22 protein-coding genes, 1 tRNA gene and 1 pseudogene are annotated in these 25,616 nt (G+C 72.5%); 17 read left to right on the forward strand and 7 right to left on the reverse strand.

Annotation, left to right across the window (positions count from 1 at the left end):
* Positions 1-2 precede the first annotated feature (2 nt).
* On the forward strand, positions 3-1,616 hold the full coding sequence (locus Aru02nite_RS06185; RefSeq protein WP_203655596.1) for a DUF885 domain-containing protein: 1,614 nt from the start codon (positions 3-5) through the stop codon (positions 1,614-1,616).
* Positions 1,617-1,706: 90 nt separating this feature from the next.
* Here the strand turns inward: Aru02nite_RS06185 and Aru02nite_RS06190 are convergent, their stop codons facing one another.
* The 4 genes from Aru02nite_RS06190 to Aru02nite_RS06205 form a co-directional block, all read right to left on the reverse strand.
* A complete protein-coding gene (locus Aru02nite_RS06190; protein WP_203655598.1) occupies positions 1,707-1,895 on the reverse strand; it encodes a DUF397 domain-containing protein in 189 nt (62 codons plus the stop codon).
* Between the two features lie 136 nt (positions 1,896-2,031).
* Positions 2,032-2,910 carry a helix-turn-helix domain-containing protein gene (locus Aru02nite_RS06195; protein WP_203655599.1) on the reverse strand — a complete coding sequence of 293 codons (879 nt, stop codon included), beginning with the start codon at positions 2,908-2,910 and terminating at the stop codon, positions 2,032-2,034.
* Positions 2,911-3,063: 153 nt separating this feature from the next.
* Positions 3,064-3,492 (reverse strand): DUF6232 family protein, encoded by a 429-nt coding sequence (locus Aru02nite_RS06200; RefSeq protein WP_203655600.1) that lies wholly within the window; start codon positions 3,490-3,492, stop codon positions 3,064-3,066.
* A gap of 486 nt (positions 3,493-3,978) precedes the next feature.
* On the reverse strand, positions 3,979-4,659 hold the full coding sequence (locus tag Aru02nite_RS06205; protein ID WP_203655601.1) for a hypothetical protein: 681 nt from the start codon (positions 4,657-4,659) through the stop codon (positions 3,979-3,981).
* 203 nt (positions 4,660-4,862) lie between these two features.
* On the opposite strand from Aru02nite_RS06205, the gene eno reads away from it, so the two are divergent.
* The 11 genes and pseudogenes from eno to Aru02nite_RS06260 all read left to right on the forward strand — a co-directional run bounded on the left by eno (position 4,863) and on the right by Aru02nite_RS06260 (position 15,023).
* The gene (eno, locus tag Aru02nite_RS06210) at positions 4,863-6,143 is read left to right on the forward strand and encodes a phosphopyruvate hydratase (protein ID WP_203655602.1); all 1,281 of its coding nucleotides are present in this window, start codon (positions 4,863-4,865) and stop codon (positions 6,141-6,143) included.
* A gap of 16 nt (positions 6,144-6,159) precedes the next feature.
* A complete protein-coding gene (locus Aru02nite_RS06215) occupies positions 6,160-6,693 on the forward strand; it encodes an FtsB family cell division protein (RefSeq protein ID WP_203655603.1) in 534 nt (177 codons plus the stop codon).
* Positions 6,694-6,719: 26 nt separating this feature from the next.
* Positions 6,720-7,169, forward strand: a pseudogene (locus tag Aru02nite_RS06220) (DUF501 domain-containing protein); the annotation flags it as partial.
* A 101-nt stretch (positions 7,170-7,270) separates the two neighbouring features.
* Positions 7,271-8,242: a Ppx/GppA phosphatase family protein gene (locus Aru02nite_RS06225; RefSeq protein ID WP_203655604.1), complete on the forward strand. Its 972-nt coding sequence runs from the start codon at positions 7,271-7,273 to the stop codon at positions 8,240-8,242.
* Positions 8,243-8,452: 210 nt separating this feature from the next.
* Complete coding sequence (locus tag Aru02nite_RS06230) at positions 8,453-9,178, forward strand: uracil-DNA glycosylase (protein ID WP_203655742.1); 726 nt, start codon at positions 8,453-8,455, stop codon at positions 9,176-9,178.
* A gap of 34 nt (positions 9,179-9,212) precedes the next feature.
* The gene (locus Aru02nite_RS06235; RefSeq protein WP_203655606.1) at positions 9,213-9,920 is read left to right on the forward strand and encodes a DUF4129 domain-containing protein; all 708 of its coding nucleotides are present in this window, start codon (positions 9,213-9,215) and stop codon (positions 9,918-9,920) included.
* Positions 9,917-10,522 (forward strand): hypothetical protein, encoded by a 606-nt coding sequence (locus Aru02nite_RS06240; protein ID WP_203655608.1) that lies wholly within the window; start codon positions 9,917-9,919, stop codon positions 10,520-10,522. The genes Aru02nite_RS06235 and Aru02nite_RS06240 overlap by 4 nt, the downstream gene beginning before the upstream one ends.
* A gap of 82 nt (positions 10,523-10,604) precedes the next feature.
* Entirely contained in the window at positions 10,605-11,648 is a 1,044-nt protein-coding gene (locus tag Aru02nite_RS06245; protein ID WP_203655743.1) for an AAA family ATPase, read from the forward strand.
* 71 nt (positions 11,649-11,719) lie between these two features.
* On the forward strand, positions 11,720-13,039 hold the full coding sequence (locus tag Aru02nite_RS06250) for a DUF58 domain-containing protein (protein WP_373324851.1): 1,320 nt from the start codon (positions 11,720-11,722) through the stop codon (positions 13,037-13,039).
* On the forward strand, positions 13,036-13,611 hold the full coding sequence (locus tag Aru02nite_RS06255; RefSeq protein WP_203655610.1) for a hypothetical protein: 576 nt from the start codon (positions 13,036-13,038) through the stop codon (positions 13,609-13,611). Before Aru02nite_RS06250 ends, Aru02nite_RS06255 begins: the two co-directional genes overlap by 4 nt.
* A 98-nt stretch (positions 13,612-13,709) precedes the next feature.
* Complete coding sequence (locus Aru02nite_RS06260) at positions 13,710-15,023, forward strand: NAD(P)/FAD-dependent oxidoreductase (RefSeq protein WP_203655611.1); 1,314 nt, start codon at positions 13,710-13,712, stop codon at positions 15,021-15,023.
* A 22-nt stretch (positions 15,024-15,045) separates the two neighbouring features.
* Here Aru02nite_RS06260 and Aru02nite_RS06265 read toward each other — a convergent pair whose 3' ends face one another.
* Positions 15,046-17,022, reverse strand: a complete 1,977-nt coding sequence (locus Aru02nite_RS06265; RefSeq protein WP_203655612.1) for an acyltransferase family protein — start codon at positions 17,020-17,022, stop codon at positions 15,046-15,048.
* Positions 17,023-17,229: 207 nt separating this feature from the next.
* Here Aru02nite_RS06265 and Aru02nite_RS06270 point away from each other — a divergent pair, with 207 nt between their 5' ends.
* The 3 genes from Aru02nite_RS06270 to Aru02nite_RS06280 all read left to right on the forward strand — a co-directional run bounded on the left by Aru02nite_RS06270 (position 17,230) and on the right by Aru02nite_RS06280 (position 20,154).
* Positions 17,230-18,609: a dihydrolipoyl dehydrogenase family protein gene (locus Aru02nite_RS06270; protein WP_203655613.1), complete on the forward strand. Its 1,380-nt coding sequence runs from the start codon at positions 17,230-17,232 to the stop codon at positions 18,607-18,609.
* Between the two features lie 61 nt (positions 18,610-18,670).
* Positions 18,671-18,752, forward strand: a tRNA-Leu gene (locus Aru02nite_RS06275).
* A gap of 517 nt (positions 18,753-19,269) precedes the next feature.
* The gene (locus tag Aru02nite_RS06280) at positions 19,270-20,154 is read left to right on the forward strand and encodes an aldo/keto reductase (protein ID WP_239076434.1); all 885 of its coding nucleotides are present in this window, start codon (positions 19,270-19,272) and stop codon (positions 20,152-20,154) included.
* Between the two features lie 64 nt (positions 20,155-20,218).
* Here Aru02nite_RS06280 and Aru02nite_RS06285 read toward each other — a convergent pair whose 3' ends face one another.
* Together Aru02nite_RS06285 and Aru02nite_RS06290 are read right to left on the reverse strand one after the other, a co-directional pair.
* Positions 20,219-21,334, reverse strand: a complete 1,116-nt coding sequence (locus tag Aru02nite_RS06285; RefSeq protein ID WP_203655614.1) for a hypothetical protein — start codon at positions 21,332-21,334, stop codon at positions 20,219-20,221.
* On the reverse strand, positions 21,331-21,852 hold the full coding sequence (locus Aru02nite_RS06290) for a SigE family RNA polymerase sigma factor (RefSeq protein WP_203655615.1): 522 nt from the start codon (positions 21,850-21,852) through the stop codon (positions 21,331-21,333). Before Aru02nite_RS06290 ends, Aru02nite_RS06285 begins: the two co-directional genes overlap by 4 nt.
* Before the next feature lie 357 nt (positions 21,853-22,209).
* On the opposite strand from Aru02nite_RS06290, the gene Aru02nite_RS06295 reads away from it, so the two are divergent.
* A complete protein-coding gene (locus Aru02nite_RS06295) occupies positions 22,210-23,895 on the forward strand; it encodes a DUF4855 domain-containing protein (protein ID WP_203655616.1) in 1,686 nt (561 codons plus the stop codon).
* 22 nt (positions 23,896-23,917) lie between these two features.
* Positions 23,918-25,558, forward strand: a complete 1,641-nt coding sequence (locus Aru02nite_RS06300) for an ABC transporter substrate-binding protein (protein WP_203655618.1) — start codon at positions 23,918-23,920, stop codon at positions 25,556-25,558.
* Positions 25,559-25,616 lie beyond the last annotated feature (58 nt).

The raw sequence follows: 25,616 nt of genomic DNA on the forward strand, positions 1-25,616 counted from the left end.
CCATGTCGACCGACTTCCCGACCCTCGCCGTACGGATCGTGACCGCGCTGCTGGACCCGGTCACCGCGCACGACGCCGGCGCGCACGTGGCCGACGACGAGTTGCTCGACCTGTCCGCGTCCGCCGTCGAACGGCGCGTCGCGATGCTGCGCGACGCCTCGCATGCACTGTCCGAAGTGGACGAAGACGATCTGGACACCGACGACGCCGTCGACCACGCCATGCTCACCTCGGTCGTCGACGCGCGGCTGTTCCGCCTCACCGAGATCCGTGACCAGGAGTGGGATCCGCTGGTCCACAACCCCGGCCCGCTGCTCGACGCCCTCATCTCCCGGGAGTACGCCCCGGCCGCGGACCGGCTCACCCACCTCGCCGCCCGCCTCGCCGCCGTACCGGACGCGCTCGCGACCGCCCGCGCCGTCCTCACCGACTCGCCCCAGCTCCACGTACGCACGGCCATCGGCCAGTTCGCCGGCGTCGCCGCCCTCGTACGCGATCAGGTTCCGCCGCTGCTCGCCACCGAACCGGGACTCGCCGACAAGGTCGAACCGGCCCGCGCCGCCGCGCTGTCCGCGCTCGGCGAGTTCGTCGACTGGCTGACCGCCCGCGCCACCGACGTCGGCCGCGACCCGCGCCTCGGCCGGCGGCTGTGGGAGGCGAAGCTCTGGCACACCCTCGACACGCCGCTCAGCGCGGCCGAGGTCGACCGGCGCGCCCGGGCCAACCTGGACCGCGTCGCCGACGCCCTGCGCGAGACCGCCGCGCAGCTCACCGGCGGCCCCGCCACCGACGCGACCGTCCGCGCCGCCCTCGCCGACGCCGCCGCCCGGCGCCCCGACGCCGGCGGCATCGTCGAGACCGCGCGTGCCGCGCTGCGCGAGGCCACCGCGTTCGTCGACCAGTTCGAACTCGTCTCGACCATGCCCGACGACCCCTGCGTCATCCGCGAGATGCCCGAGTACCAGCGCGGAGTCGCCGCCGCGTACTGCGACGCGCCCGGCCCGATGGAGCAGGCCAACCTCCCCACCCTGTACGCGATCGCCCCGCCCCCGGCCGACTGGACCGCCGACCGCGTCGAGTCCTTCTACCGCGAGTACAACGACCAGATGGTGCGCGACCTGACCGTGCACGAGGCCATGCCCGGGCACTACCTCCAGCTCGCGCACGCCCGCCGCTACGGCGGCACCACCCCGGTACGCGCCGTCTTCGCCAGCGGCACGTTCATCGAAGGCTGGGCCGTCTACGCCGAGGAACTCATGGCCGACCACGGCTTCGGCGGCCTCCCCGTACGACTCCAGCAGCTCAAGATGCAGCTCCGGATGACCCTCAACGCGATCATCGACCAGGCCATCCACTGCGACGGAATGACCGAGGACGACGCCCTCGCGCTCCTCGCCGACCGCGGCTTCCAGGAAGAGGGCGAAGCCGTCGCCAAGTGGCGCCGCGCCCTCCTCACCTCCACCCAGCTCTCCACCTACTTCGTCGGGTACTCGGAGATCGCCGCGCTCGCCGCCGTACGCCCCGCCGACACCGACCTCCGCGCCTGGCACGACGCGATGCTCGCGCACGGCTCCCCGTCCCCCCGCCACCTCCACACCCTCCTGGCCACCCCCTGACCCCGGACACGAAGCGACCCGCCGCCCCTCGTGAGGGCTGGCGGGTCGCAAGAGCGATGCGGGCGACGCTGCCCAGCTGTCTGTGGTGCCTCAGTTCGTCTCCGAGGCGACGAACCGACGCCATGCTCTTGAACTCACGACCAGCATGGGGCCAGCAGGATCCTTGGAATCACGAACCGCGACGCGCTCTCCAAGATCCATGACCTCGATGCAGTTCCCGCTGGCGTTACTGCGACTGCTCTTACGCCAGACAGGCACAGTCGGTCTCCCTTGCGGCATTCCGGCCTCCCAGCATCACCTTCCGCCGACGCCTTGGCCCACCCTGTGGGGCACACGCCAAGACGACCGGACGGTCCCAAGAAGGACACGATACCGGCTACGACCAGGAATTCCGATCTAGATCACCGTGGGTGAACTACCCCTCCCCGAGGTCGGTGGCCACCTTGTTCATTAGTGCAATCGACTCGGGCTCGGTCAGTGCGAGCTCCGTGAGGTCGGCGTAGATCTTTCGGTACATGCCCAGTATCTCGCCATTGTCGCGCAGTGTGACATCGCGTGGCGCGGCGTCGAACTGGACGACCGGAGGATCGGCCGGGTCGTTGAATTCGAGGATCTCGAACGGACCGTTCATGCCGGGATGGCCGCCGGTCGCAAAGGGAATCACCCGGATCGTGACGTTGTCCAGCTGCGCGACCTCGGCAATACTCGAGATCTGATCGCTCATGACTTCTGGCCCACCGACCACACGGTGCAGCGCCGATTCGTCGAGCACGACGTTGAGCTCCGGCGGATCGTCCCGATCGAGTACCTGGCGCTTGCGGGCCATTCGGAGTTCGACAAGTCGGTCGACTGTCGTTTCGTCGAGCTCGGCGGAGGCGGTCCGTTCGAAGATCTCCCGTGCGTAATCCTCGGTCTGCAGGAGTCCCGGAAGGATGAGTGAGCAGTAGTAGTTGAGGCTTGTCGCGTCGGTCTCATATCCCAGGAAGTCCGCGTATTCGGAGGACGGCACGATGTCGCGGAAAGCGGACCACCAGGACGACTGCTGTCGCGCACTACGGGCGAGTTCGATGAAGAACGTGCGGCGCTCTGTTTCGTTGACTCCGTAGAGGTCGAGCAGGGCCTTGAGGTCGTTCGTGGAGACACCGACCTGGCCGGCCTCCAAGCGGATGATCTTGGATAGCGACCAGTCCATCTTCTTGGCGACCTCGGCCTGACTCTTCCCGGCCCGCTCCCGCTCCTGTCGCAGTTCGGTGCGCAGGCGCCGACGCACCAGTGGGCGCTGGCCAACGGGCATCGCTACTCCTCGATGAGTAAGCGGCTAGGTAGCATTTGGTCCTGCCGCAGATTGACATGTGGACCAGATGCTAGCGTTCCCTTCCGTCGGACTGGGCCGAAGGTGGTCAATTCGTCACCTCCAGCCCGAAATCCGAATGATCGTTAAGGCCGGTCAGTGGTTGTCGACGCGGCTCTCGCGGGCGCGCGTGACGGCTCGGAGGATCTGGTTGTAGACCCTTTCGTTCTGGCTCCAGAGCAGCAGTACGGTGTGGCCGCGGTACTCGGCCCACAGCTCGTACGGCTTGGGCCGGAGGCGCCGGACCGCCAGGGTCGCCGCGATCGCGAGGAAGAAGACCGCGACGAGGGCCAGGCTGATCAGTACGCTGCCGATGCTGGCGCCGCCGTAGCTGCCGAGCAGGACCGACAGGGTGGCGACGGCGCCGAGGCCGCTGGCGGCGACGGTGACGGCGGTGGTGGCCCGCGGTGCGTCACCCCGGGCCTTCCGGAGCTGGGTGAGGTCGTCCAGCGGGTACCGCCGGCGGTGGACGACCAGCTCGTGGCTGGTGATCTGGATGCCGCCGTGGTTGTAGTAGGTGGTCATCGCGGCCTCCCTCCGGGACCTGCGTGGTCGAGGAAGAGGCCGGTCGGGGCTTCGAATGACCATGGTGGTGGGGGTACCATTCATGGCTAGCTCCTCCGTTCCTGGCGAGGCACGGTCCGAGCGACCTTTGGGCGGTTTCCGATGGCAGTCGGGGCCGCCCACTTTCTTGCCCTGCGGAGGGTTCCCTCCGATTTGAGTATGGCTCGTCGGACGGCAAATGGGAAGAGTCAGGGCGCCACGTGGCAGATTGTCTCGACGCGTCGTGCCGAGATGCGCCCTGCAGACACGCGGTCTGCGCCGGGCTCCCTGCGGAAACGCGGATCGTCCCGCTGCTGTCGGCGAGTGGCGGCTCGACGAAGGGCGGTGTGGTGTGGGGCATGATGCCGGCGGCGCCCGGGTACGTGGCCGGCTGCGCGCAGTCGGCCGTTGTACGCCCGATTAGTCAGATCTTGGACAGACGGGCGATCTACTACGGAGAGTCGCCGATCAGTCGGCCGTGGGGGCGGTGCGGCGGTCGTCGATCCGGGCCGTACGACTGGGGCCGAAGGGGTGGCCGAGCGCCTCGGGCTGGTAGTCGACGAGGCTGGCGTCGACGCGGTGGCCGCCGACCGTACCGGTGAAGCTGGCGAGGGCGCCGGTGCCGGTGATGCAGGACCGGAACGACCCCGGTACGTCGACGCAGGTGACGGACTGGCCGGCGAGCGCGCCGGTGGAGCGCGCGAGGCGGGTCGACGGGTCCTCGGCCGCGCGCATGAGCAGCGTCAGGACCTGTTCCGCCGGGATGAACCGGTGGGCGGACGCGGCGTCGATCGCGTCGACGTCGGGCACCGTCTTGGCCTGCGTGGTCGGGCGGTCGTCGAGGGTGCAGACGGTGGGGGTGCAGCGGACGATCGTGGTACCGGTCCGGACGTACCGGCCGGTGGTGAAGGTGTAGGCGATGCGCTTGGGCTCGCCGTTGACGGTGACCGTGGCGGTGCTGCCGTCGCCGAGCCGGTACGTCGCGGTGTAGGAGGTCGCGTCGTGGTGGTCGAGCCGGGCGGCCAGCGCGTTCACCAGTTCGGCGCGACCGCGCAGGTGGTACGTCGTGCCGGCGGCGCAGCCGGTGAGCGTGACGGCGGCCAGCGCGGCGGCGGTGAACAGCGCGGTACGACGACCTGGAGCGGACATGTCGACAAGATTGACCCAGGTGTCCACCGTTGCGCAAACACCGCCCCGGCCGGTACGCCCGGCGAGGCGGTTCGGGCGGGCGGTGCGGCGCTGGCTAGGCTCGCGAGTACGACCGACCGCAGTGTGGCGGCAGGCCAGGAAGCGGCCCGGGGCGGCCGTACCGGCCGACGGCCGACGAAGCACGCACATGAGGAGCGAGGCACGTGGCAACGATTGAGGGCATCGTCGCGCGCGAGATCCTGGACTCGCGGGGCAACCCGACGGTCGAGGTCGAGGTCGGGCTGGACGACGGCGTGGTCGCGCGGGCGGGCGTACCGTCGGGCGCGTCGACCGGGCAGTTCGAGGCGCTGGAGCTGCGCGACGGGGACAGGTCGCGGTTCGGCGGCAAGGGTGTCGAGCAGGCCGTCGAGAACGTGAAGGAGGTCATCGCGCGCGAGCTGGTCGGGCACGAGGCGTCCGAGCAGCGGCTGATCGACCAGGTGATGCTGGACCTGGACGGCACGCCGACGAAGAGCAAGCTGGGCGCGAACGCGATCCTCGGCGTGTCGCTCGCCGTGGCGCGGGCGGCGGCCGACTCGGTGGGGCTGCCGCTGTTCCGGTACCTGGGCGGGCCGAACGCGTACCTGTTGCCGGTACCGATGATGAACATCCTGAACGGTGGGGCGCACGCCGACTCCAACGTGGACATCCAGGAGTTCATGATCGCGCCGATCGGGGCGGCGAGCTTCCGCGAGGCGGTGCGCTGGGGTTCCGAGACGTACCAGGCGCTGAAGAGCGTGCTGAAGTCGCGGAAGCTGTCGACCGGGCTGGGCGACGAGGGCGGCTTCGCGCCGGACCTGCCGTCGAACCGGGACGCGCTGGACCTCATCGCCGAGGCGATCGAGAAGGCGGGCTTCACGCCGGGCCGGGACATCGCGTTCGCGATGGACGCGGCGGCGACGGAGTTCCACCGCGACGGGGCGTACCAGTTCGAGGGCAAGGCGAAGAGCGCCGAGGACATGGCGGCGTACTACGCGGAGCTGCTGGACGCGTACCCGATCGTGTCGCTGGAGGACCCGCTGTCCGAGGAGGACTGGGCCGGCTGGCAGCACCTCACCAGCGAGGTCGGCGGCCGGGTGCAGATCGTCGGTGACGACCTGTTCGTGACCAACCCGGAGCGGATCGCCCGCGGCATCAACGAGGGCGCGGCGAACGCGGTGCTCATCAAGGTGAACCAGATCGGTTCGCTGACGGAGACGTTCGACGCGGTGGACCTGTCGCACCGCAACGGTTTCCGTACGATGATGAGCCACCGGTCCGGCGAGACCGAGGACACCACGATCGCGGACCTGGCGGTGGCCGTGGGCTGCGGGCAGATCAAGTCGGGTGCGCCGGCGCGTACCGACCGGACCGCGAAGTACAACCAGCTCATGCGGATCGAGGAGGAGCTGGACGACGCGGCGCGCTACGCCGGGGCGGACGCCTTCCCGCGGTTCGCGCGCTGAGCGACGGGAGAGTGTGATGGCGCAGCGCGGCAGGTCGGGATCCGGCAGTGGTCCGGGGCGGCGGCAGCCGTCCGGCCGCCGCGCTGCGCCGTCCCGGCGTACCCGGGACACGGCGGCGCGCCCGGGTGCGTCGCGGCGCACCGGGGCGCAGCGTACGAGGGCGCCGCGGCCGGGTGGCCGGTTCACCGGTCGGGCGGTGGTGCTGGCGCTGGTGTTCGTGGCGCTGATCCTGGCGTACGCGTACCCGGTGCGGACGTACCTGAGTCAGCGGGCGCAGATCGCGCAGCTGTCGGAGAGTCAGGCGGCGCAGCGCAGGCGCATCGCGGACCTGCGCGACCAGCGCGCCAAGTGGAACGACCCGAAGTACGTGGAGGCGCAGGCCAAGGACCGGCTGCGGATGGTGCGCCCCGGCGACAAGGTCTACGCGGTGTACGGCGACACGACGCCGAGGAAGTCCGGTGGCGGCTCCGGTACGCGGGTCCGTTCGGAGGGCCCGTGGTACGCGAAGATGTGGTCGAGCGTGCAGGGCGCCGACCGGAGCGCCCGGTGAGCGTCGACGACGCCGACGTGGCCGCGATGTCGGCCCAGCTCGGCCGGCCGCTGCGAGGTGCCCGCGAGGTCGCGCACCGCTGCCCGTGCGGCAACCCGGACGTGGTGGAGACCAGCCCGCGCCTGCCGGACGGTACGCCGTTCCCGACGATGTTCTACCTGACCTGTCCGAAGGCTGCCGCCGCGGTGAGCCGGCTGGAGTCCGCCGGGCTGATGCGGGAGATGACCGAGCGGCTCGCGGACGATCCGGACCTGGCCGCGCGGTACCGGGCGGCGCACGACGACTACCTGCGGCGGCGCGAGGCGCTCGCGCACGTACCGGAGATCGCGGGGGTGTCCGCGGGCGGGATGCCGACCCGGGTGAAGTGCCTGCACGTCCACGTCGGGCACGCGCTGGCGGCCGGGCCGGGCGTGAACCCGTTCGGCGACGAGGCGCTGGCCGCGCTGCCCGACTGGTGGGCGGACGGCCCGTGCGTGACACCGGGCGGGTCGGCGGCCACCCCGCGCCGCGGCGGCACACCCCGGCGTACGCCGGGCACCGGTCGGCCGGTGGACCGGGACGGCGAGGAGGCGCAGCGGTGAGCGGAAACGACGGGGACCGGGTCGCGGCGATCGACTGCGGCACCAACTCGATCCGCCTGCTCGTCGCGGACCGGAGCGGATCGGACCGGAACGGCGCGGAGCGGAGCGGCGGGGACCGGGGCGGTGACGGCCTGACCGACGTGGTCCGGCGGATGGAGATCGTCCGGCTCGGCGAGGGCGTCGACCGGACGGGAATGCTTGCGCCGCAGGCGATCGAGCGTACCCGGGTGGCGTTGGTGGACTACGCGGAGCAGATCCGCGCGCTGGGCGCCACGAAGGTGCGGATGGTGGCGACGAGCGCCAGCCGGGACGCCGGGAACGCGGCGGACTTCCGGGCGATGGTGCTCGACGTGCTGGGCGTACCGCCGGAGGTGATCAGCGGCGACGAGGAGGCTCAGCTGTCGTTCGCCGGTGCGGTGGCGGGACTGCCGGCCGACCTGGCCGCGCCGTACCTGGTGGTGGACATCGGCGGCGGCTCGACCGAGTTCGTCGTCGGTACGGACCGGGCGGAGAGCGCGGTCAGCGTGAACATCGGCTGCGTCCGGATGACCGAGCGGCATCTGCGCGCCGATCCGCCGACGGCCGAGCAGGTCGCTGCCGCCGAGGCCGACATCGGCGCGGTGGTCGAGGGCGCGCTGGCCACCGTGGCCGCGGACCGGGCGCGGACTCTCGTGGGCCTGGCCGGCTCGGTCACCACGGTCGCGGGCATCGCGCTGGACCTGCCGGAGTACCGGCCGGAGCGGATCCACCACGCGCGGATCGGGCGCGACCGGATCGCGGAGATCAGCGCGCGGCTGCTCGGCGAGACGCACGACGAGCGGATGGCGATCCCGGTCATGCACCCCGGCCGGGCGGACGTGATCGGCGCCGGCGCCCTGATCCTGCGCATCATCGCCGACCGCACCGGCCTGTCCCCGGTGGTCGCCAGCGAGCACGACATCCTCGACGGCATCGCCCTCTCGATCTGACCTACCCGGTATGGTGCCGCGCCGCGTCCGGTCGTCCGTGCCGTGTCCGGCCGGCGGTGCGACGGCGGTGCGTCCGGTCGGGTCGTACCGGCGGGTCGTGGGCCGGGCGGGCAGGATGTGGGCGTGGTGGAGATCGAGCGGACCGCGCACGGCAGTCACGTACGTCCGGGGACGGGCTGGCCGGGCGACCCCGCCGACGCCGGTACGCCGGTGGCGGTGGACGCGGCGGACACCGTGACGCTCGCGGCGGGTGCGGTGGACGTACCGGGGCTGGACGGGCGGGTGTCGGTGTGCCGGGCGTGCCCGCGGCTGGTGTCGTGGCGGGAGCGGGTCGCGGTGGAGAAGCGCGCGTCGTTCGCCGACCAGACGTACTGGGGGCGGCCGGTGCCGGGGTTCGGGCCGGCGGACGCGCGGATCGTGATCCTGGGGCTGGCGCCGGCGGCGAACGGGGCGAACCGGACGGGTCGGATGTTCACCGGCGACCGTTCCGGCGACGTGCTGTACGCGGCGCTGCACCGGGCGGGGCTGGCGAGCGCGCCGACCGCGACGTCCGCCGACGACGGGCTCACCCTGTACGGCACGCGGATCTTCTCCGCGGTGCGGTGCGCCCCGCCGGCGAACAAGCCGACGCCGGCCGAGCGGGATGCCTGCCTGCCCTGGCAGGTACGCGAGTTCGAGCTGCTGCGGCCGTCGGTACGGGTGGTGCTGGCGCTGGGCAAGTTCGCCTGGGACGCGTACTGGCGGATCGGCGCGGCGGGGCTGGGTGAGCCGGTGCCGCGGCCCCGGCCGGCGTTCGGCCACGGCGCCGAGTACGTGGGCGAGACCATCACGTTGTTGGGTTGTTACCACGTCAGCCAGCAGAACACCTTCACAGGCACGCTGACGCCGACGATGCTGGACCAGGTACTCGCCCGGGCCCGGGAGCTGGCTTCCTGATCCGGGCGGTCGGCCGGTCGGACACGGGGGTGACATGGGTCGACGCCTGCTCCGGTACGTCCCGGTCGCGGTGGTGGTGCTGCTGCTCGCGGTGGCCGCGGTCGCGGCGAACGCGAACGGCCCGAGGCTCGGCACCGCCGCACCGCACCAGATCGTCCCGACCGTGCAGCCCGACCCGTTCCCGACGAACGCGATCCCGCCGCCCCGCGCGCATCCCACCTCGTCCGGCGTGAACGTGCCGATCATCGCGTTCGTGGTGGTCATCGCGCTGGTGTACGGCGCGGTCATGCTCTACCTGATGCTCGCGCTGCGGGACGGTCTGGTGTTCCGCCGGCGGGACCGGCGGGAGCCGGCGGAGGAGCCGCACGAGCCCGGCGCGCCGACCGCCGACGAGGTACGCGCGGCGATGGAGCGCGGCCTGGCCGAGCTGATCGACGGCGACGACCCGCGGGCCGCGGTGATCGCGTGCTGGCTTCGGCTGGAGGCGGTGGCCGGGTCCGCCGGCCTGGACCGGCGGGAGTCCGACGTACCGGGGGATCTGGTGGCGCGGATGGTGCGGGGGATCGCCGACGGTCCGCGGCTGACCGGGCCGGCGGAGCGGGCGCTGAGCGAGCTGGCCGACGTCTACCGCCGCGCGCGGTACGCGCCGCACGCCGTCGGCGAGGCCGACCGGGACGCCGCGCGTACCGCGCTGGACCGGTTGATCGCGGAGCTGTCGCCGCGTCCCGGGGTGCCGTCGTGAGCTTCTCGTACGGGAACATGATGTCGCCGGGACGGCGGGACCGGCTGCTCCGGCCGTACCGGCCGCTGCGGGTCAGCTGGCAGTGGCTGGTGGGCGTGCTGGCGCTGGCGGCGATCGGCGGCGACGTGGCCTGGCGCGTCCTCGCGTACGCGGGGCTCGCGGTGCCGTACGGGACGACCGACGCGCTGATCCTCGCGGTGTTCCTGGCGTACCGGGTGGCGGTGGCGGTGCAGGGGCCGCCGGATCCGTTGCCGCCCAACCTGATGCCGCCGACGAGCGAGACGCCGGACCGGCCGTTCGTGGGCGCGCGCCGCTGGGAGGACCGGCTGGCGTGGACGCACGACGACGCGGTCAGCTTCGACCGCACCGTACGGCCGCGGCTCGCGTCCATTGTGGACGAACGGCTGCGCTACCTGTACGGGGTGGGCCTGGCGGGCGACGGTCCGGGCGGCGTCGAGAGGGTACGCGAGCTGCTCGGTGGTGGGGGCGGCGTGCCCGGCGGTGACCTGTGGACGTTCCTGACCACCGAGACGGCGCGGGTGCCCCGGGTGGCCGAGGTCGCCGCCGCGGTCGATCGGATGGAACGGCTGTTCCGCGAGTGAACGGCCACGATGCTTGGGGCGCAACGGATCCGCGGTGCGCGGCGCCGACGACGGGAGGTACCTGGTGAGTGCGGAGCAGGTCGTGGCGGAGGCCGAGCCGCTGCCGGTCGGGGAGACCGGGGCGCTGGCGCGGCGGGTGCTGGACGCCGTCGGCACGGTGGTGGTGGGCAAGCGGGACGCGCTGGAGCTGGTACTGGCCGGCATCCTCGCCGGTGGCCACGTGCTGCTGGAGGACTTCCCGGGGCTGGGCAAGACGCTCGCGGCGCGGTCCTTCGCGCAGGCGCTCGGGCTGGGCTTCCGCCGGTTGCAGTTCACGCCCGACCTGCTGCCCGCCGACGTCACCGGCTCCTTCCTGTACGACCAGTCCACCGGGGACTTCGAGTTCCGCCCGGGGCCGGTGTTCACGAACCTGCTGCTCGCCGACGAGATCAACCGGACGCCGCCGAAGACGCAGGCCGCGCTGCTGGAGGCCATGCAGGAGAAGCAGGTCAGTGTCGAGGGCACCACGTACCCGCTGGAGCCGCCGTTCCACGTGCTCGCCACGGCCAACCCGATCGAGTACGAGGGGACGTATCCGCTGCCGGAGGCGCAGCTGGACCGGTTCCTGCTGCGCGTGTCGTTCGGCTATCCGAGCGCCGACGACGAGTGGGGCGTGCTGCGCAACCGGATGACGCGCCGCCGCGAGGAGGCGGAGGTCGAGCCGGTGGTGGACGCGCCGACGCTGCGGGCGATGCAGGCGACGCTGGAGACGGTGGCGGTGGAGGACTCGATCGGGCGCTACATCGTCGACCTGGTCACCGCCACCCGCGACCACCCCCAGGTACTCGTCGGCGCCTCGCCGCGCGGTTCGCTGGCGCTGATGCTGTGCGCCCGCGCCCGCGCCGTCCTGAACGACCGGGACTACGTCGTACCGGAGGACGTGAAGGCGTTCGCGACGCCGGCGTTGACGCACCGGATCTCGCTCAAGCCGGAGGTGTGGCTGCGCCGGATCGAGCCGGCGCACGTGATCGACCAGGTGGTCGCGGCGACGCCGGCGCCCGCCAGCGGCGCCCGCCCCACGTACCAGAGTTCCACTGTGGACGGTGCGGATTCGGTGCGCCGCTTCGGTTCCGGGGGGCAGCGCTGAGCGGCGACGTCGGGCTGTTCGCCCGCGCACAGGACAATCCGCGGCCGCCCACGCCGGGCAGCGCGCCGGTGCTGCGCGCCCCGGACGAGGACTCCCCGGTGTACGACTGGGTGCCGACGCGGGCGCTGCGCCGGGCGGTCGGCGTCCTGTTGGTACTGCTGATCGCCGGTGCCGTACTCGGCCGCGTCGACCTGGTGGTGCTGGCCACCCCGTTCGCCCTCGGTACGGCGTGGGGCCTGTCCCGGCGGCCCCGCCTGCTGCCGACCGCCGAACTGGTGGTGCACGGCGACGTGGCCGGCGAGGGCGGCACGATCACCGGGCGGGTCGCCGTCGACAACCCGGACCGGGCGCCGCTGACCTCGGTGACCGTCCGCACCCGGCGCAGCGAGTGGCTGCGGTTCGCGCACGGCACCGGCACGTACGTGACGACCGTGGCGGGGCACGGCGGTACCGACGTGCTGCTGCGTGGGCGGGCGCTGCGCTGGGGCCGGCACCGGATCGGCCCGGTCGACGTCCGGGCGTACGCGGCGGACGGGTTGCTGCGCAGCCGTCCGGTGCGGGTGCCGGGCCACCCGGTGCGGGTGTACCCGGTGTCGTACCCGTTCGACGCGGCGGACGCGATGCCGAAGGCCGCGGGCATCGCCGGTACGCACCGGTCCCGCCGGCCGGGCGAGGGCGGCGAGCTGGCCGGCGTCCGGCCGTACCAGCCGGGGGACCGGCTGCGGCGGGTGGACTGGCGGGTGTCGCTGCGCAACCGCGAGCTGTACGTCAACGCCACCCTGTCCGAACGGGACGCCGAGGTGGTGCTGGTGCTCGACGTGCTGCACGAGGCCGGGCGGTCCCGGCCGGGGCAGCCGAGCGTACTGGACACGGTCGTCCGGGCCACCGCCTCGATCGGCGAGCACTACCTGCACCGCGGCGACCGCGTCTCGACCCTGGAGTACGGGCCGGCGATGCGGTTCCTGCGACCCGCCACCGGGCACCGGCAGTACCTGACGATGTTGGAGTGGCTGCTGGACGTGCGGGTGCTGGCGGCGGGCGCGACGCCGACCTCCCGGCTGCTGTCGCACCGGACGCTTCCGCCGAACGCGCTGGTGCTGTTCCTGACCCCGCTGCTGGACGACAACTCCGCGACGGTCCTCGCCGCGATGGCCCGCGCCGGGCGGTTCGTGCTCGCCGTCGACTGCCTCCCCGACGGCGTACGGCCGGACCGGGTGAGCGAGTGGACCGACCTGGCGTACCGGGTGTGGCGGATGGAGCGGGAGAACCTGGTGGGCCGGCTGCGAGAGGTCGGCGTACCGGTGGTGCCGTGGCGCGGTACCGGCAGCCTGGACGAGGTGCTCCGGGACGTGACCCGGATGGCCGCGGCGCCCCGGGCGGTGCTGCGGTGATCTCGCCCCGGACCGAGGACCTGCTGCGACGCGGCGCCGCCGCGGTCCGGCGTACCGCGCCGGGGCCGATGCTGTTCCGGCTGACCGCGCTGCTCGCCGGGATCGCCGCGCTGGTGCTGGCGCTCGCCGGACCGATGCGCACCAACCCCTGGTCGTACGTGGTGGCGGTGGCCGTCGCGCTGATCCCCGCCGTACGGCCCGGCACGCCGTGGGTGACCGTCCTCGAACTGCTCGCCGCCGGCCTGTGGGTGTTCGGCGCGCTGGTGGCCGGCGACGCGCACGGCACCGCCGGCGTCCTGGCCCTCGCCGCCCTGCTGTACGTGCACCACTCGGCCTGCGCGGTCGCCGCCGTCCTGCCCGTCGACGGCCGGCTCGGGCCGGGCGTGCTGTTCGGCTGGCTGCTGCGTACCGGGTCGGTGGTGCTCGGCACCGTCGTGCTCACCGTGCTCGTCGTCCTGTTCCTGCCGCCCGCCGGTACGGGTCACGGCGGCGCGCCGCTGCCCGCGCTGGGCCTGCTCGCCGCGGTCGCGGTCGGCGTGGCCGTGGCGTACCTGCTGCACCGCCGGCGCTGAGCCGGTGACGGAGACCTCGGGCAATCGGCGGGCGTGTCGCCCCGATCCGGACTAGCGTCGATCGCGGTACCGGACCCGGTGGTACGGGAGGCGCGGCGATGGCGCAGCGGATTCTGGTGGTCGGCGGCGGGCAGCTCGGGCTGGAGTTCGCGCTCCGCCTGTCCCGTAAGGTCAGACCCGGCGAGGCGGAGATCACCGTGGTCGATCCGCACTCGCACATGACGTACCAGTCGTTCCTGCCGGAGGCGGCGGCCGGCAGCATCGAGCCGCGGCACGCGGTGATCCCGCTGCGGCGGGTGCTGCGGCGCTGCCGGATCATCGGTGGCACCGTCACCCGGATCGAGCACGCCCGCCGCCGCGTCACGGTGCAGCCGCTGATCGGCCCGGACCGCGAGCTGACGTACGACCAGCTGGTGGTGGCGCCCGGCGGGATCACCCGCACGGTGCCGGTGCCGGGGCTGGCCGAGCAGGCGGTCGGGTTCCAGAGCATCGGCGAGGCGATCTGGCTGCGCAACCGGGTGATCGACCGGCTCGACGTGGCCGCGGCGACCACCGACCCGGCGGTCCGCGAACGCGCCCTCACGTTCGTCTTCGTCGGCGGGGGGTACGCGGGGGTCGAGGCGCTGGCCGAGCTGGAGGACATGGCCCGCGACGCGGTGGCGTACTACCCGGAGCTGTCGGTGTCGCAGATGCGCTGGGTGCTGGTCGAGGCGGCGAACCGGATCCTGCCGGAGGTCGACCTGGACCTGGCCGAGTACACGGTGCGTGAGCTGCGCGCCCGCGGGCTCGACGTCCGGCTGTCGGTACAGCTCAAGTCCTGTGTGGACGGTCATGTGGTGTTGAGCGACGGCAGCGAGTTCGAGTCGGACACGATCGCGTGGACGGCCGGGTTGAAGCCGAGCCCGATGCTGCGCGACACCGACCTGCCGCTGGACGAGCGGGGCCGGCTCACCTGCCGGGCCACGATGCAGGTCGTCGACGCGGACGGCGCGGTGCTGCCGGACGTGTGGGCGGCCGGCGACAGCGCCGCCGTGCCGGACGTGACCAGCCCCGATCCGGGCGCGCTGTGCGGCCCGACCGCCCAGCACGCCGTACGGCAGGGCCGCCGGCTCGCCGCGAACATCCTCGCCGTACTCCGCGGCGGCGAGCCGACCGAGTACCGCCACGCGTACGTGGGGAGTGTGGCGAGCCTGGGGCTGCACAAGGGCGTCGCCCAGGTGTACGGGATCAAGGTGCGCGGCTGGCCCGCCTGGTTCATGCACCGCACGTACCACATGAGCAAGATCCCGACGCTGAACCGCAAGGTGCGGGTGGTCGCCGACTGGACGCTCAACCTGGTGCTGCGCCGGGAGACCGTCGCTCTCGGCGAGCTGCACGAGCCGCGCCGCCGGTTCGAGAGCGCCGCCCGCTGACGCTCCGCTGGCCAGGTACCGGTCAGTTGCCGGTGCCGTTGGCGATGGCGGCGAGCTGCGGCAGCAGCCACGGGGCGATGACCTGCTGCACGCCCGCCGGGGTGAAGTGCAGGCCGTCGCTGCGTACCTGGAGGCCGTCGACGGTCCAGGTGAAGCGGCCGTTCGGGCAGACCAGGTGGTTGAGGTCGAGCACGGTGGCGTGCTTCTGCCCGGCGACCGACCGCAGCAGCCGGTTCCAGGCGTCGACGCGGCCCGGCTGGTCCTCCGGGTACAGCGAGCCGTCGGGCTGCTCGGCCCGGTGCGTGTACGGCGCGGTCAGCAGCACGACCCGCGCGCCGTGCGAGCCGGCGATGCCGACGGCCAGGTCGAGCTGCTTCGTCAGGTACGCGTCGTACCCGGGCTGGCCGACGTGCTGGTACTTCCCGGCCAGCCGGCGGTCCATGAGTTCCCACCGGTCGAGCAGGATCACCGACACGTCCGGGTCGTCGGTGACGCCGCCGCGCCAGCGGTTGGGCCAGTTGGTACATCCGGGGTAGTTGGTGTGCGGGCTGCCGAGTTCGAGGATGTCGGGCAGGGTGGCGATGCCGCAGCCTTCGAGCGAGTGCACGTTGACGGTCAGTCCCGGGTGCGGCGGCAGGTAGGTGCCGAGCGTCCACGACACCGAGTCGCCGAAGATGTCGATCCGCGGCTCGGTGCCCGGTTTACGACCCTTCCGGTGTACCGGGGCGACCGGTGCCGGCGACGCGCTGCGTACGACGACGGGCCGGGCGTCACGGTTCTGCGCGGCCTGCGCCGGCGCCGTCGGCAGTGCCGTGTTGGCGGTGGCGACCAGCGTGACCGCGGCGACCGCGGCCATCCCGGTGAGTACGCCGGCGGGGGCGAGGCGGCTGCCGCGGTGGAACAGCCGGCCGCGCCGGATCGGCAGCTCGACCAGGAAGTACGAGGCGGTCGAGACCGCGAGCGTCACCGCGCACCGCAGCGCGAACAGGCCGAGCCCGCCGAACCCGGCGCGTTCGGCGGTGAGCAGGACGAACACCGGCCAGTGCCACAGGTACACGCCGTACGAGATCTTGCCGAGCGCGACGACGGGCGGGCGCGACAGTACCCAGGCGGTGGGGGAGCCGGGGGACACCACGGCGTGCGCGATGACCACGGCGACGGCGACGGCGATCGCGGCGAACCCCAGGTGGTACTGCCAGTTCGTGGCGCCGGTGGCGTGCGTGGTGCCCCAGGCGAGGCCGGCGACGGCGAGCACGGTCAGCGCCCCGAGTACGGGGTGGCGTTCGTCGGCGCGGTGCCGGCCACCTGCCAGCCGGCGGTACAGGATGATGGCGAGGCCGCAGCCGACGAGCAGCGCCACCGCCCGGGTGTCGGTGCCGTAGTACGCGCGGCTGGAGTCGGTGGCGCGGTAGAGCACGTCGGCGAGGACGGTGGAGACGATGCCGCCGCCGGCGCACGCGGCGAGCAGCAGCCAGCGGCGGCGCAGCGGATCGGCGTGCCGGCGGGTGACGCCGATCAGGATCGCCACCATGACCAGCGGCCACACCAGGTAGAACTGTTCCTCGATGCCGAGCGACCAGGTGTGCTGCAACGGCGACGGCGTGGCGGTCTGCGCGAAGTAGTCGCTGCCGCGGAAGATCATCCGCCAGTTCGCCACGTACAGCAGGGCGGCGATCGCGTCGCCGCGGACCGGCGCCATGTCGCCCGGCGGCAGCAGCCACCGCGACGCCGGTACGACGACGGCGACCATCAGCAGCAGCGCGGGAAGCAGCCTTCGGGCGCGGCGCCCCCAGAACGCCGGCAGCCGGATCCGGCCCGTCCCGGCCACCTCGGTCAGCAGCAGCGACGTGATCAGGAACCCGGACAGGACGAAGAACGCGTCGACGCCGAAGAAGCCACCGGGCAGCCAGGTGAGCCCACCGTGGAACACGAGCACGGCGGCCACCGCGAACGCACGCACCCCGTCCAAAGCCGGCCGGTGCGTGAAACCCCCAGACATACCCCGCTACTCTGCCGCGCTACCAGGGGGTACGTAGCCGTTTGCCCGAACCCGTGCGAATCCGGGCGACGCGCTCCAAGCTACACCGCGCCCCGCTCCGGCCACGGAGCGAAGCGGTCAGCGCACGGCAAAAACTGCGCTGCCCGGTACGGCGCGCGACGCGCCGGATCGTCCGCGGACCGGCCCCGTACCTGCCAGTCTGGGGACATGACGGATGCGGAACGCGTGGACGTGGTCGTACTCGGGCTCGGGGTCGGTGGGGAGGAGGTCGCCGGGCGGCTCGCCGCGGCCGGACTGTCCGTCGTCGGCGTCGAGCGGCGTCTCGTCGGCGGCGAGTGCCCCTACTACGCGTGCGTACCGACGAAGATGATGGTGCGGGCCGCGGATCTGCTCGCCGAGGCGCGGCGCGTCGACGGCATGGCCGGACACGCCGACGTACGCCCCGACTGGACGCCGGTCGCGCACCGGATCCGCGCCGAGGCCACCGACAACTGGAACGACCAGGTCGCCGTCGACCGCCTCGTCGGCAAGGGCGCCCGGTTCGTGCGCGGCGACGGGCGGCTCGTCGGGCCGAAACGCGTCGCCGTCACCCCCGCCGACGGCTCCGGCGAACGGGTCTACGACGCCGGCACCGCCGTCGTACTCGGCGCCGGTACCGATCCCGCCGCACCGCCCGTCCCCGGCCTCGCCGACACCCCGTACTGGACGAACCGGCAGGCCGTCGAGGTCACCGAACTCCCCGCGTCCCTGCTCATCCTCGGCGGCGGCCCGATCGGCTGCGAGTTCGCCCAGATCTTCGCCCGCTTCGGAGTACGCGTGACCGTGCTGGAGGCCGCCGACCGGCTGCTGCCCGGCGAGGAACCGGAGTCGTCCGCGCTCGTCGCGCAGGCCCTGTCCGACGACGGCGTCGAGGTACGCGCCGGCGCCAAGGTCGAGCACGTCACGTACGACTGGCGCGGCTTCACCGCCCGTACCTCCGCCGGCGAACTCACCGGCGGCCGGCTGCTCGTCGCCACCGGCCGGCGTACCTCCCTCGACGCGCTCGGCATCGGCGCCGCCGGCCTCGACCCCGCCAGCCGGCTCCTCCCCGTCGACGACCACATGCGCGCCACCGACGGCCTCTACGCCGTCGGCGACGTCACCGAACACGGCGGATACACCCACATGGCCATGTACCAGGCGGACATCGCCGTACGTGACATCCTCGGCGAAGGCGGCTTCACCGCCGACTACCGCGCCGTCCCGCGGGTCACGTTCACCGACCCCGAGATCGGCGGCGTCGGCCTCACCGAAGCCCAGGCACACGCCGCCGGCCTCGACGTACGCGTCGGCACCGCCGACCTCGCCGCCTCCGCCCGCGGCTGGATCCACAAAGCCGGCAACGCCGGACTCATCAAACTCGTCGCCGACCACGACCGCGGCGTACTCGTCGGCGCCACCTCCGCCGGGCCCTGCGGCGGCGAAGTCCTCGCCGCCCTCACCCTCGCCGTACACGCCGAGGTCCCGCTCGACCGGCTCGCCTCCATGATCACCGCGTACCCCACGTTCCACCGCACGATCCCCACCGCCCTCGCCGCACTCGGCTGACACCAACATCACAGGGTCGCTACGGCCGGCCCCCCACCGCCCACGGATACGGTGAAGCCACGCCCGGATGGTGGAACAGGCAGACACGGCCGCCTTAAAAGCGGCTGCCGCAAGGCGTGCGGGTTCGAGCCCCGCTCCGGGCACGTCCGATGGGGTGGACTCTGTCCGCGGAGTACGCGGACCGGCATCGTCCTTCATCGCCCTGGGGGCGCGGCCCCCAGACCCCGCGCCGGCGGGGCTTCGCCCCCCGGCACCCCCGGTGGCGGTTCTGCTCTCTCGCGTGCTGTGCTTCGCCCGTCGGACTTCGCGGTGCTGTGCTTCCCCGTGCTGTGCTTCGCCCGTCGGACTTCGCGGTGCTGTGCTTCCCCGTGCTGTCCTTCGCCCGCCGGACTGCACGGTGCTGTGCATCCTTGTGCTGTGCTTCGCCCGTCGCGTTCACGGGGCTTGGATGGGTTGCGGGGCAAGGGTTCTGTGGCGGGTCGCCCGATGTGGGTGGGGGTTCGGTACACCAACGCGAGAGTGGCGCGGGGCGGCCGGCGGGGTGGTGGGCGCGCGGGGCCGGGGGATTTCGGTACTAGAAAAGTAGCAGGGGGTGGGGGGTTTGGGTATCGGGTGGGCGGGCGAGTGCGGGACGGCGGGGGCGTGGATAGGTTGCGGGGCATGGGGATCACGGCGGATGCGGCGGGTACGTGGCGGTTGGGGGACCGGGTCGTCCGGCGGATGGGGTTCGGGTCGATGCGCCTGACGGCGGATCCGGACCGGGAGCGGGCGATCGGGGTGGTGCGGCGGGCGGTCGAGTTGGGGGTCGACCACATCGACACGGCGGCGTTCTACGTGTCGCCGGGCGGGACGTTGGGGGTGGGCACCGGTCCGGTGCGGTACGCGGCGGAGCTGGTACGGGCGGCGCTGGGGCCGTACCGGGAGGATGTGGTCGTCGCGACGAAGGTGGGGCCGGCGATCCGGGAGTCGGGGGAGTTCTACGAGGCGACGACGGCGGCGGAGCTGCGGGCGCAGGTGGAGGAGAACCTGCGGCTGCTGGGCCGGGACCGCCTGGACCTGGTGAACCTGCGGATCGTACGGCGGCCGGGACGGGACTCGGTGGCGGAGCGGTTCGGTGCGCTGGCGGCGATGCGCGACGAGGGGCTGATCCGGCACCTGGGCCTGTCGAACGTCCGGGTGGACCATCTGGACGAGGCGCAGGCGATCGCCCCGGTGGTGTGCGTGCAGAACTCGTACGCGGTGGATCTGCGGCGGGACGACGAACTGCTGCGGGTGTGCGGGGAGCGCGGGGTGGCGTTCGTGCCGTTCTTCGCGCTGGCCGGGTCGGCGCGGGAGGCCGGCACGTTCGACGACCACACCGATCCGGTACGCGAGGTCGCGGCGGCGCACGGCATCACGCCGCACCAGGCGCGGCTGGCCTGGACGCTGCACCAGGGGCCGCACGTGCTGGCCATCCCGGGTACGGGGGACGAGCGGCACCTGGCGGACAACGTGGCCGCCGGTGCCGTACGGCTGTCGGACGAGGAGCTGTCCCGGCTCGGTTGAGCCGGGCGCGGGCCGTACAGTCCACAGTGGACAGTACGGCCCGCGTCGCCGGGACCGGCCCCCGTCAGCCGGTGACCGGGTCGGCGAGTGCGGGGATGCCGTTGCCTGGCAGCGTGATGCCGGTGACCGCGCCGGGGCGGTCGGTGTCCAGTCGCAGCAGTCGCATCGGGCCACCCTTGACCTGCGCGAACATCACCGCGGTGTGGTCGTTCGCCCAGGTCGCCGCGTCCCAACCGGCGTAGCCGGGCCGGATCCAGCCGTGCGTGGCGAGCGTCCACCGCCCACCCTTCCGGTACCCGTCGCCGACCGGTCGGTACGTGACGTAGCCGGTGGTGTCGGCGGCCAGGACGACGCCCGTCGGCGAGACGATCACGCCGAGCAGTGCCCCGGTACGCGTGCAGCCGCCGGTGGTGAACCCGTGATCGGGGTCGATCCGGGTCAGGCACTGCGATCCCGCGGATCCGGTGCGGCCGACCAGGGTGCGGCCGTCCGCGGTGAGCCCGTCCACGCTGTACAGCGGGTGGCCGGCGGTGGGTCGGTAGTCGCCGTGGTCCGGCCGCCACAGGTCGTACCGGCTGCCGGTGGTGGACATGGACCGGACGAGGACCACCGCCCCGTCGGTACGGATCAGCGTCGGTACGACGAGGCCGCTCGGTACCCGGGTGGTGTGCACGTCGGTCAGCCGGTCCCCGGACAACCGAGCCACGGTCAGGCTTCGCTTGGCACCGAAGGCGATCCGAGTACCGGAGGGGTCGGTGACGAGCTGTTCCTGGTGGCTGGCGAGCTTGTGCCGGGCGCCGGTACGGTCGAGGTGCCAGAGGTCGCCGTCGAGGTCGAGCACGATCCAGCCGCCGTCGCGGGTCGCGTGGATCACGTTGATGTCGGCGGGTACGGCCAGCCGGGCGCCGCTCGTCGTGTACACGGACCAGCCGAGGGCGACGTCGACGCCGGCGCGCGCGCCGACCTGCTGCGGCCGGGCGGGTGGCGCCGAGTGGTCGGTGTGCCGGCCGGGCAGCCAGATGCCGAGCGCGACGAGCGCGACGGCGACGACCGCGGCGATGGGTCCGAGTACGAGGGCGCCGCGGCGCCGGCGGGCCCCGCGTACGGCGGCCTCGGTCACGTCGTACTGCTTGGCGTCGTTGGCGGCGTCGTCGAGCAGGGACTTCAGCGTGTCGCTCATGCCTGTACCTCCGAGCCGTTGTGCAGCAGGTCGGCGAGCTCCGGCGCGACGGCGCGGAGCTTGGCGAGTGCGTGGTGGGTCTGGCTCTTGACGGTGCCGACCGAAACGCCCAGCTCGGCGGCGACCTGTGTCTCGGTCATGTCCTGGTAGAACCGCAGGACGACGACGGCCCGCTGGCGCGGCGACAGCTGCCCGAGCGCCCGGACGACGACGATGCGCCGCACGGTGGACTCCGCCGCGTCCGGCACCGACCCCTCCGGTACGTCCGGCACCGGGTTCTCGGGTCGGCGGCGTCGCCACCGCCAGCCGGAGATGTGGTCGTGCACCATGATCCGGCGCACGTACGACACCGGCTGGTCGTACCCGGAGATCCGGGGCCAGCGGGCCGCGACCTTGGTCAGCGACGTCTGCAGCAGGTCCTCCGCCGCGTGGTGGTTGCCGGTCAGCAGGTACGCGAAGCGGGACAGCTGCCCGCCGTACGCGCCCATGAACTCGCGGAACCCGTCGTATCGACTCATCCGCACCTCCCTCTCGCCGGGTCCACACGCCGGCACCCCACCACACGGTTGTATCGGCCGATCATGTACGAGGTTGGTCTAGCCCATTCTCGCACGGGCGGTACTGCGTTGCGGCGGTCGCGCGGTGCCCTGATTCCCGCGTGACTGGGGGTTGTTCCGCGTTCGGGCGGGAGTTTTCTGGGAGAGAGGTCTTGCCTGGCGAGTACCTGCTTGGTTCTATAGGACCGTACCAACCGGTGAGCTGCGTCGGACGCGGCCAGCGGACTGCACCGGGTGGCGCGGGCCGGCGCCGGGTCGGGCGCCGATGACGGGCGCCCCGAAATCGTCCACTGTGGACTCACTGACTGGAGGCGCACCATGCAGCGTGCGATCAGACGGTGGACCGTACTCGCGGCCGCGGCCGTCGGTACGGTCGCGCTCGTCGCGGTGACCGCGGCACCCGCCGCGGCCGCGCGGCACGGCAAGCCCCACGCCGGGTACGACGTGGCGCACGGCAAGAGCTACACGGTGTCCGTCGGCGTACCCGACGCGGAGCGGCACCAGACCGAGGAGTCCGCGTACCCGGACCGGGCGAAGTACCTCACCGACGGCGCGCTCGCCGCCGGTACCGACTTCAGCTCGCCCGGCTGGGTCGGGTACCTCCAGCAGGTCTCGCGCACGGTGACGCTGGACCTCGGCGACACGAAGACGATCGACTCGCTGTCCACCGACTGGCTGTTCTACGGCAGCGCCATGGTCTGGCTGCCCGGAACCGTCCGGTACTCGCTGTCCACCGACGGGCAGACGTACCGGGTGGCGGGGGAGGTCGCCGGGGACAACACCGGCGTGACCAACCAGCACCGGCAGGTGTCGCTGTCCATCAAGCCGACCTACGCCCGGTACGTGCGGGTCACGTTCGACACCAACGGGTGGACGTTCCTCGACGAACTCACCGTCATGGGCACCGACGGTGTGCGCAACGGATCGGCCGCGCCGGGCGGTGCGGTGGACACGCCGGTCGCCGGGTGCGACCAGACCGGCATGAGCTGCGCCGGTACGTTCCTGCCGCAGGGCACCGCGCAGACCGGCGGCGTGAGCGACATGTACCTGGCGTACACGTACGACACGCACGGGTCGGACGCGGCGGTCGGCACCTGGTCGGCCGACGAGCTCAAACCCGTACTCACGCACGTGAACGGGCAGGGGCAGTCGGACGACTGGATGTTCGACACGGTGCTGTTCATGGCGGGTGGCGCGGACTACCCAACGAAGGCCGACTGGGACGACATGCTCGACCGGGTCTTCGCGCCCGGCAGCGACGTGGCCGCGCTCGACCAGGCCGCCGGTACGGCGCAGGCGACGCTGGGCGACCGTACCGTCCGGGTGGTGCTCGCCATCCCCGACCCGGTCGACTCGGCGGCCGCGCCGTGGGGCACGCTCGACGGCACGACGATCGACCTCAACCCGGAGCGCGTCGGCCAGGCGACCGCGGACGCCAACAACGCCAAGGTCGTCGACTGGTACGTGCAGCAGGCGACCGCGCGGTTCAACGCCGGCCCGCACAGCCACATCCAGCTCGCCGGCTTCTACTGGATGAACGAGGCCATCGCGCCGAACTCGTCCGAGCAGGTCGTCGCCCAGCACACCGCGGCGACCCTGCACGCGCAGGGCCGGAAGTTCTACTGGATCCCGGCGTACCAGTCGCCCGGTTTCCAGCACTGGCGCGAGTACGGCTTCGACGCGTCGATGCAGCAGCCCAACTACTTCTTCTCCGACGGCATCCCGCCGGGCGATCCGTCCAGACTGGACGGTGCGCTGGACCTGAGCCGGTGGTCCGGTCAGGGCATGGAGGTCGAGGGCGACTCGGCGATGCTCACCGACGCCGGAGCCCGGCAGAAGTTCCTGGAGTACCTGTCGAGTTTCCAGGCCGCCGGCGCCGACCGCGGCATCTGCGGTTGGTACTGGGGCACGAAGTCGGTGCTCGCGCAGACCGTGACCAGCACCGACCCGGACGTCCGCGACACGTACGACGCGGCGTACCGGTTCATCTCCGCTTCCCGTTGAGCGACAAGCGAAAGGGCACCCCATGAGGCGAGTACTCGCCGGAGTCGCCGCCGTCGCGGTCGTCGCCGCCGCCCTCTCCGCGTGCTCCACGAGCCGCGGTGGGAGCGGCGGTGCGACCTCGACCATCACCGTCAACGCCGACGGTGCCGCGGCCCCCACGTTCACCCGCAACTTCAACCTGGTCAGCCCGGCCGGCAACGTTCCGGCCGCGACCTACATGTTCTACGAGCCGCTGGTACGGGTCGACGTGCAGCACGGCAACGTGGTCAAGCCGTGGCTCGCGAAGGCCTGGTCGTACGGCGACGGCGGGCGGACGCTGACGTTCCGGCTGCGCGACGACGTGACGTGGTCGGACGGAAAACCGTTCGTGGCAAAGGATGTCGCGTTCACGTTCGAGATCCCGGTGCGGAACCCGAAGCTGGGCGCGGCGCCGATCGGCTTCTCCTCGGTGGCCACCCCGGACGAGCACACCGTCGTCGTCACGTACCCGAAGCCGGCCTACCACGACCTCTCCGCGTACGCGACGCGGTGGATCGTGCCGGAGCACCTGTGGGCCGGGAAGAACCTGGCGTCGTGGACGAACCCGGACCCGGTCGGCACCGGACCGTACACGCTGGCGTCGTTCAGCCCGCAGCAGATCACCCTGTCCGTACGGAAACACCCGTGGCAGGGCGCCTTCCACGGCGTACGCACGGTGCGGCTCCGCTCGTACGCCAGCGAGAGCACGATCCAGCAGGAACTGCTGAAGAACACGCTGACGTGGTCGACGATCACCTGGCAGGACGCGAAGAACGAGTTCGTGGCCAAGGGGAAGGACAACCACTACGGCGGGTTCGCCGAGAGCGGCTCGACCGGCCTGCTGTTCAACTGCCAGCAGGCGCCGACCAGCGACGTCAACGTCCGGCGCGCCCTGTACGACGCGGTCGACCCGGCCGCGCTGATCTCGCTGTTCGACAACGGGGCGACCCCGCCGAGCCCGACCGGGCTGGCGCCGGCGACCTGGAACCGTTACCTGGCACCGGAGTTCCGCGACCGGACGCACACCGCGGACCCGGCGAAGGCGCGCAAGGAACTGGCCGCCAGCGGCTTCACCGTACGCGGCGGCAAGCTCGTCAAGGGCGGCAAGGCGTACCCGGTGCGGTTGACCGTGGTCAGCGAGTACACGGACTGGAAGGCGCGGGCTCCGGGCATCGTGCAGGCGTGGAAGAAGGTGCTCGGGCTGGACGCCACCGTCGCCGAGATCCCCGCCAGCCAGTACGCGGCGCACCAGACCGAGGGCGACTTCACCGTGCTGTACGGGTTCCTCGCCGGCGGTACGGACATCGTCAACGCGCTCAACCCGGTTCTGAACAGCGCGCTGTCCGCGGACGGGAAGCCGGCGACCGGCGACTTCTCCCGCTACCGCAACGCGCAGGTGGACAAGCTGCTCGCCGACATGGCCGGTACCAACGACGAGGCCGCGCTGCGCACCGCCGCGTACGCCGTCGAGCGCGCGGTCGTGCGGGACGTGCCGTTCGGGACGCTGAACGGCAACGCCGACGGCATCGAGTACAACGCGACGGACTGGGGCGGGTGGCCGGATCCGGCGTCCGCGGACCACCAGCCGCGCATCACCGGCCCCGACGGGGTCCTCACCATGCGGGACCTGACCGCGAAGCACTGAGCACGACCACCCCCACCGGACCGGTGCCCGCCACGGGCACCGGTCCGTCCACTGTGGA

This window comes from Actinocatenispora rupis (assembly GCF_016861975.1).
Lineage (GTDB): Bacteria > Actinomycetota > Actinomycetes > Mycobacteriales > Micromonosporaceae > Actinocatenispora > Actinocatenispora rupis.

Excerpts from the sequence above, each read along its gene's own strand:
- Aru02nite_RS06185 (WP_203655596.1), top strand. The coding sequence starts at position 3 with ATGTCGACCGACTTCCCGACCCTCGCCGTACGGATCGTGACCGCGCTG.
- Aru02nite_RS06190 (WP_203655598.1), bottom strand. The coding sequence starts at position 1,895 with ATGCCGCAAGGGAGACCGACTGTGCCTGTCTGGCGTAAGAGCAGTCGC.
- Aru02nite_RS06195 (WP_203655599.1), bottom strand. The coding sequence starts at position 2,910 with ATGCCCGTTGGCCAGCGCCCACTGGTGCGTCGGCGCCTGCGCACCGAA.
- Aru02nite_RS06200 (WP_203655600.1), bottom strand. The coding sequence starts at position 3,492 with ATGACCACCTACTACAACCACGGCGGCATCCAGATCACCAGCCACGAG.
- Aru02nite_RS06205 (WP_203655601.1), bottom strand. The coding sequence starts at position 4,659 with ATGTCCGCTCCAGGTCGTCGTACCGCGCTGTTCACCGCCGCCGCGCTG.
- Aru02nite_RS06215 (WP_203655603.1), top strand. The coding sequence starts at position 6,160 with ATGGCGCAGCGCGGCAGGTCGGGATCCGGCAGTGGTCCGGGGCGGCGG.
- Aru02nite_RS06235 (WP_203655606.1), top strand. The coding sequence starts at position 9,213 with ATGGGTCGACGCCTGCTCCGGTACGTCCCGGTCGCGGTGGTGGTGCTG.
- Aru02nite_RS06260 (WP_203655611.1), top strand. The coding sequence starts at position 13,710 with ATGGCGCAGCGGATTCTGGTGGTCGGCGGCGGGCAGCTCGGGCTGGAG.
- Aru02nite_RS06265 (WP_203655612.1), bottom strand. The coding sequence starts at position 17,022 with ATGTCTGGGGGTTTCACGCACCGGCCGGCTTTGGACGGGGTGCGTGCG.
- Aru02nite_RS06270 (WP_203655613.1), top strand. The coding sequence starts at position 17,230 with ATGACGGATGCGGAACGCGTGGACGTGGTCGTACTCGGGCTCGGGGTC.
- Aru02nite_RS06280 (WP_239076434.1), top strand. The coding sequence starts at position 19,270 with ATGGGGATCACGGCGGATGCGGCGGGTACGTGGCGGTTGGGGGACCGG.
- Aru02nite_RS06285 (WP_203655614.1), bottom strand. The coding sequence starts at position 21,334 with ATGAGCGACACGCTGAAGTCCCTGCTCGACGACGCCGCCAACGACGCC.
- Aru02nite_RS06290 (WP_203655615.1), bottom strand. The coding sequence starts at position 21,852 with ATGAGTCGATACGACGGGTTCCGCGAGTTCATGGGCGCGTACGGCGGG.
- Aru02nite_RS06295 (WP_203655616.1), top strand. The coding sequence starts at position 22,210 with ATGCAGCGTGCGATCAGACGGTGGACCGTACTCGCGGCCGCGGCCGTC.
- Aru02nite_RS06300 (WP_203655618.1), top strand. The coding sequence starts at position 23,918 with ATGAGGCGAGTACTCGCCGGAGTCGCCGCCGTCGCGGTCGTCGCCGCC.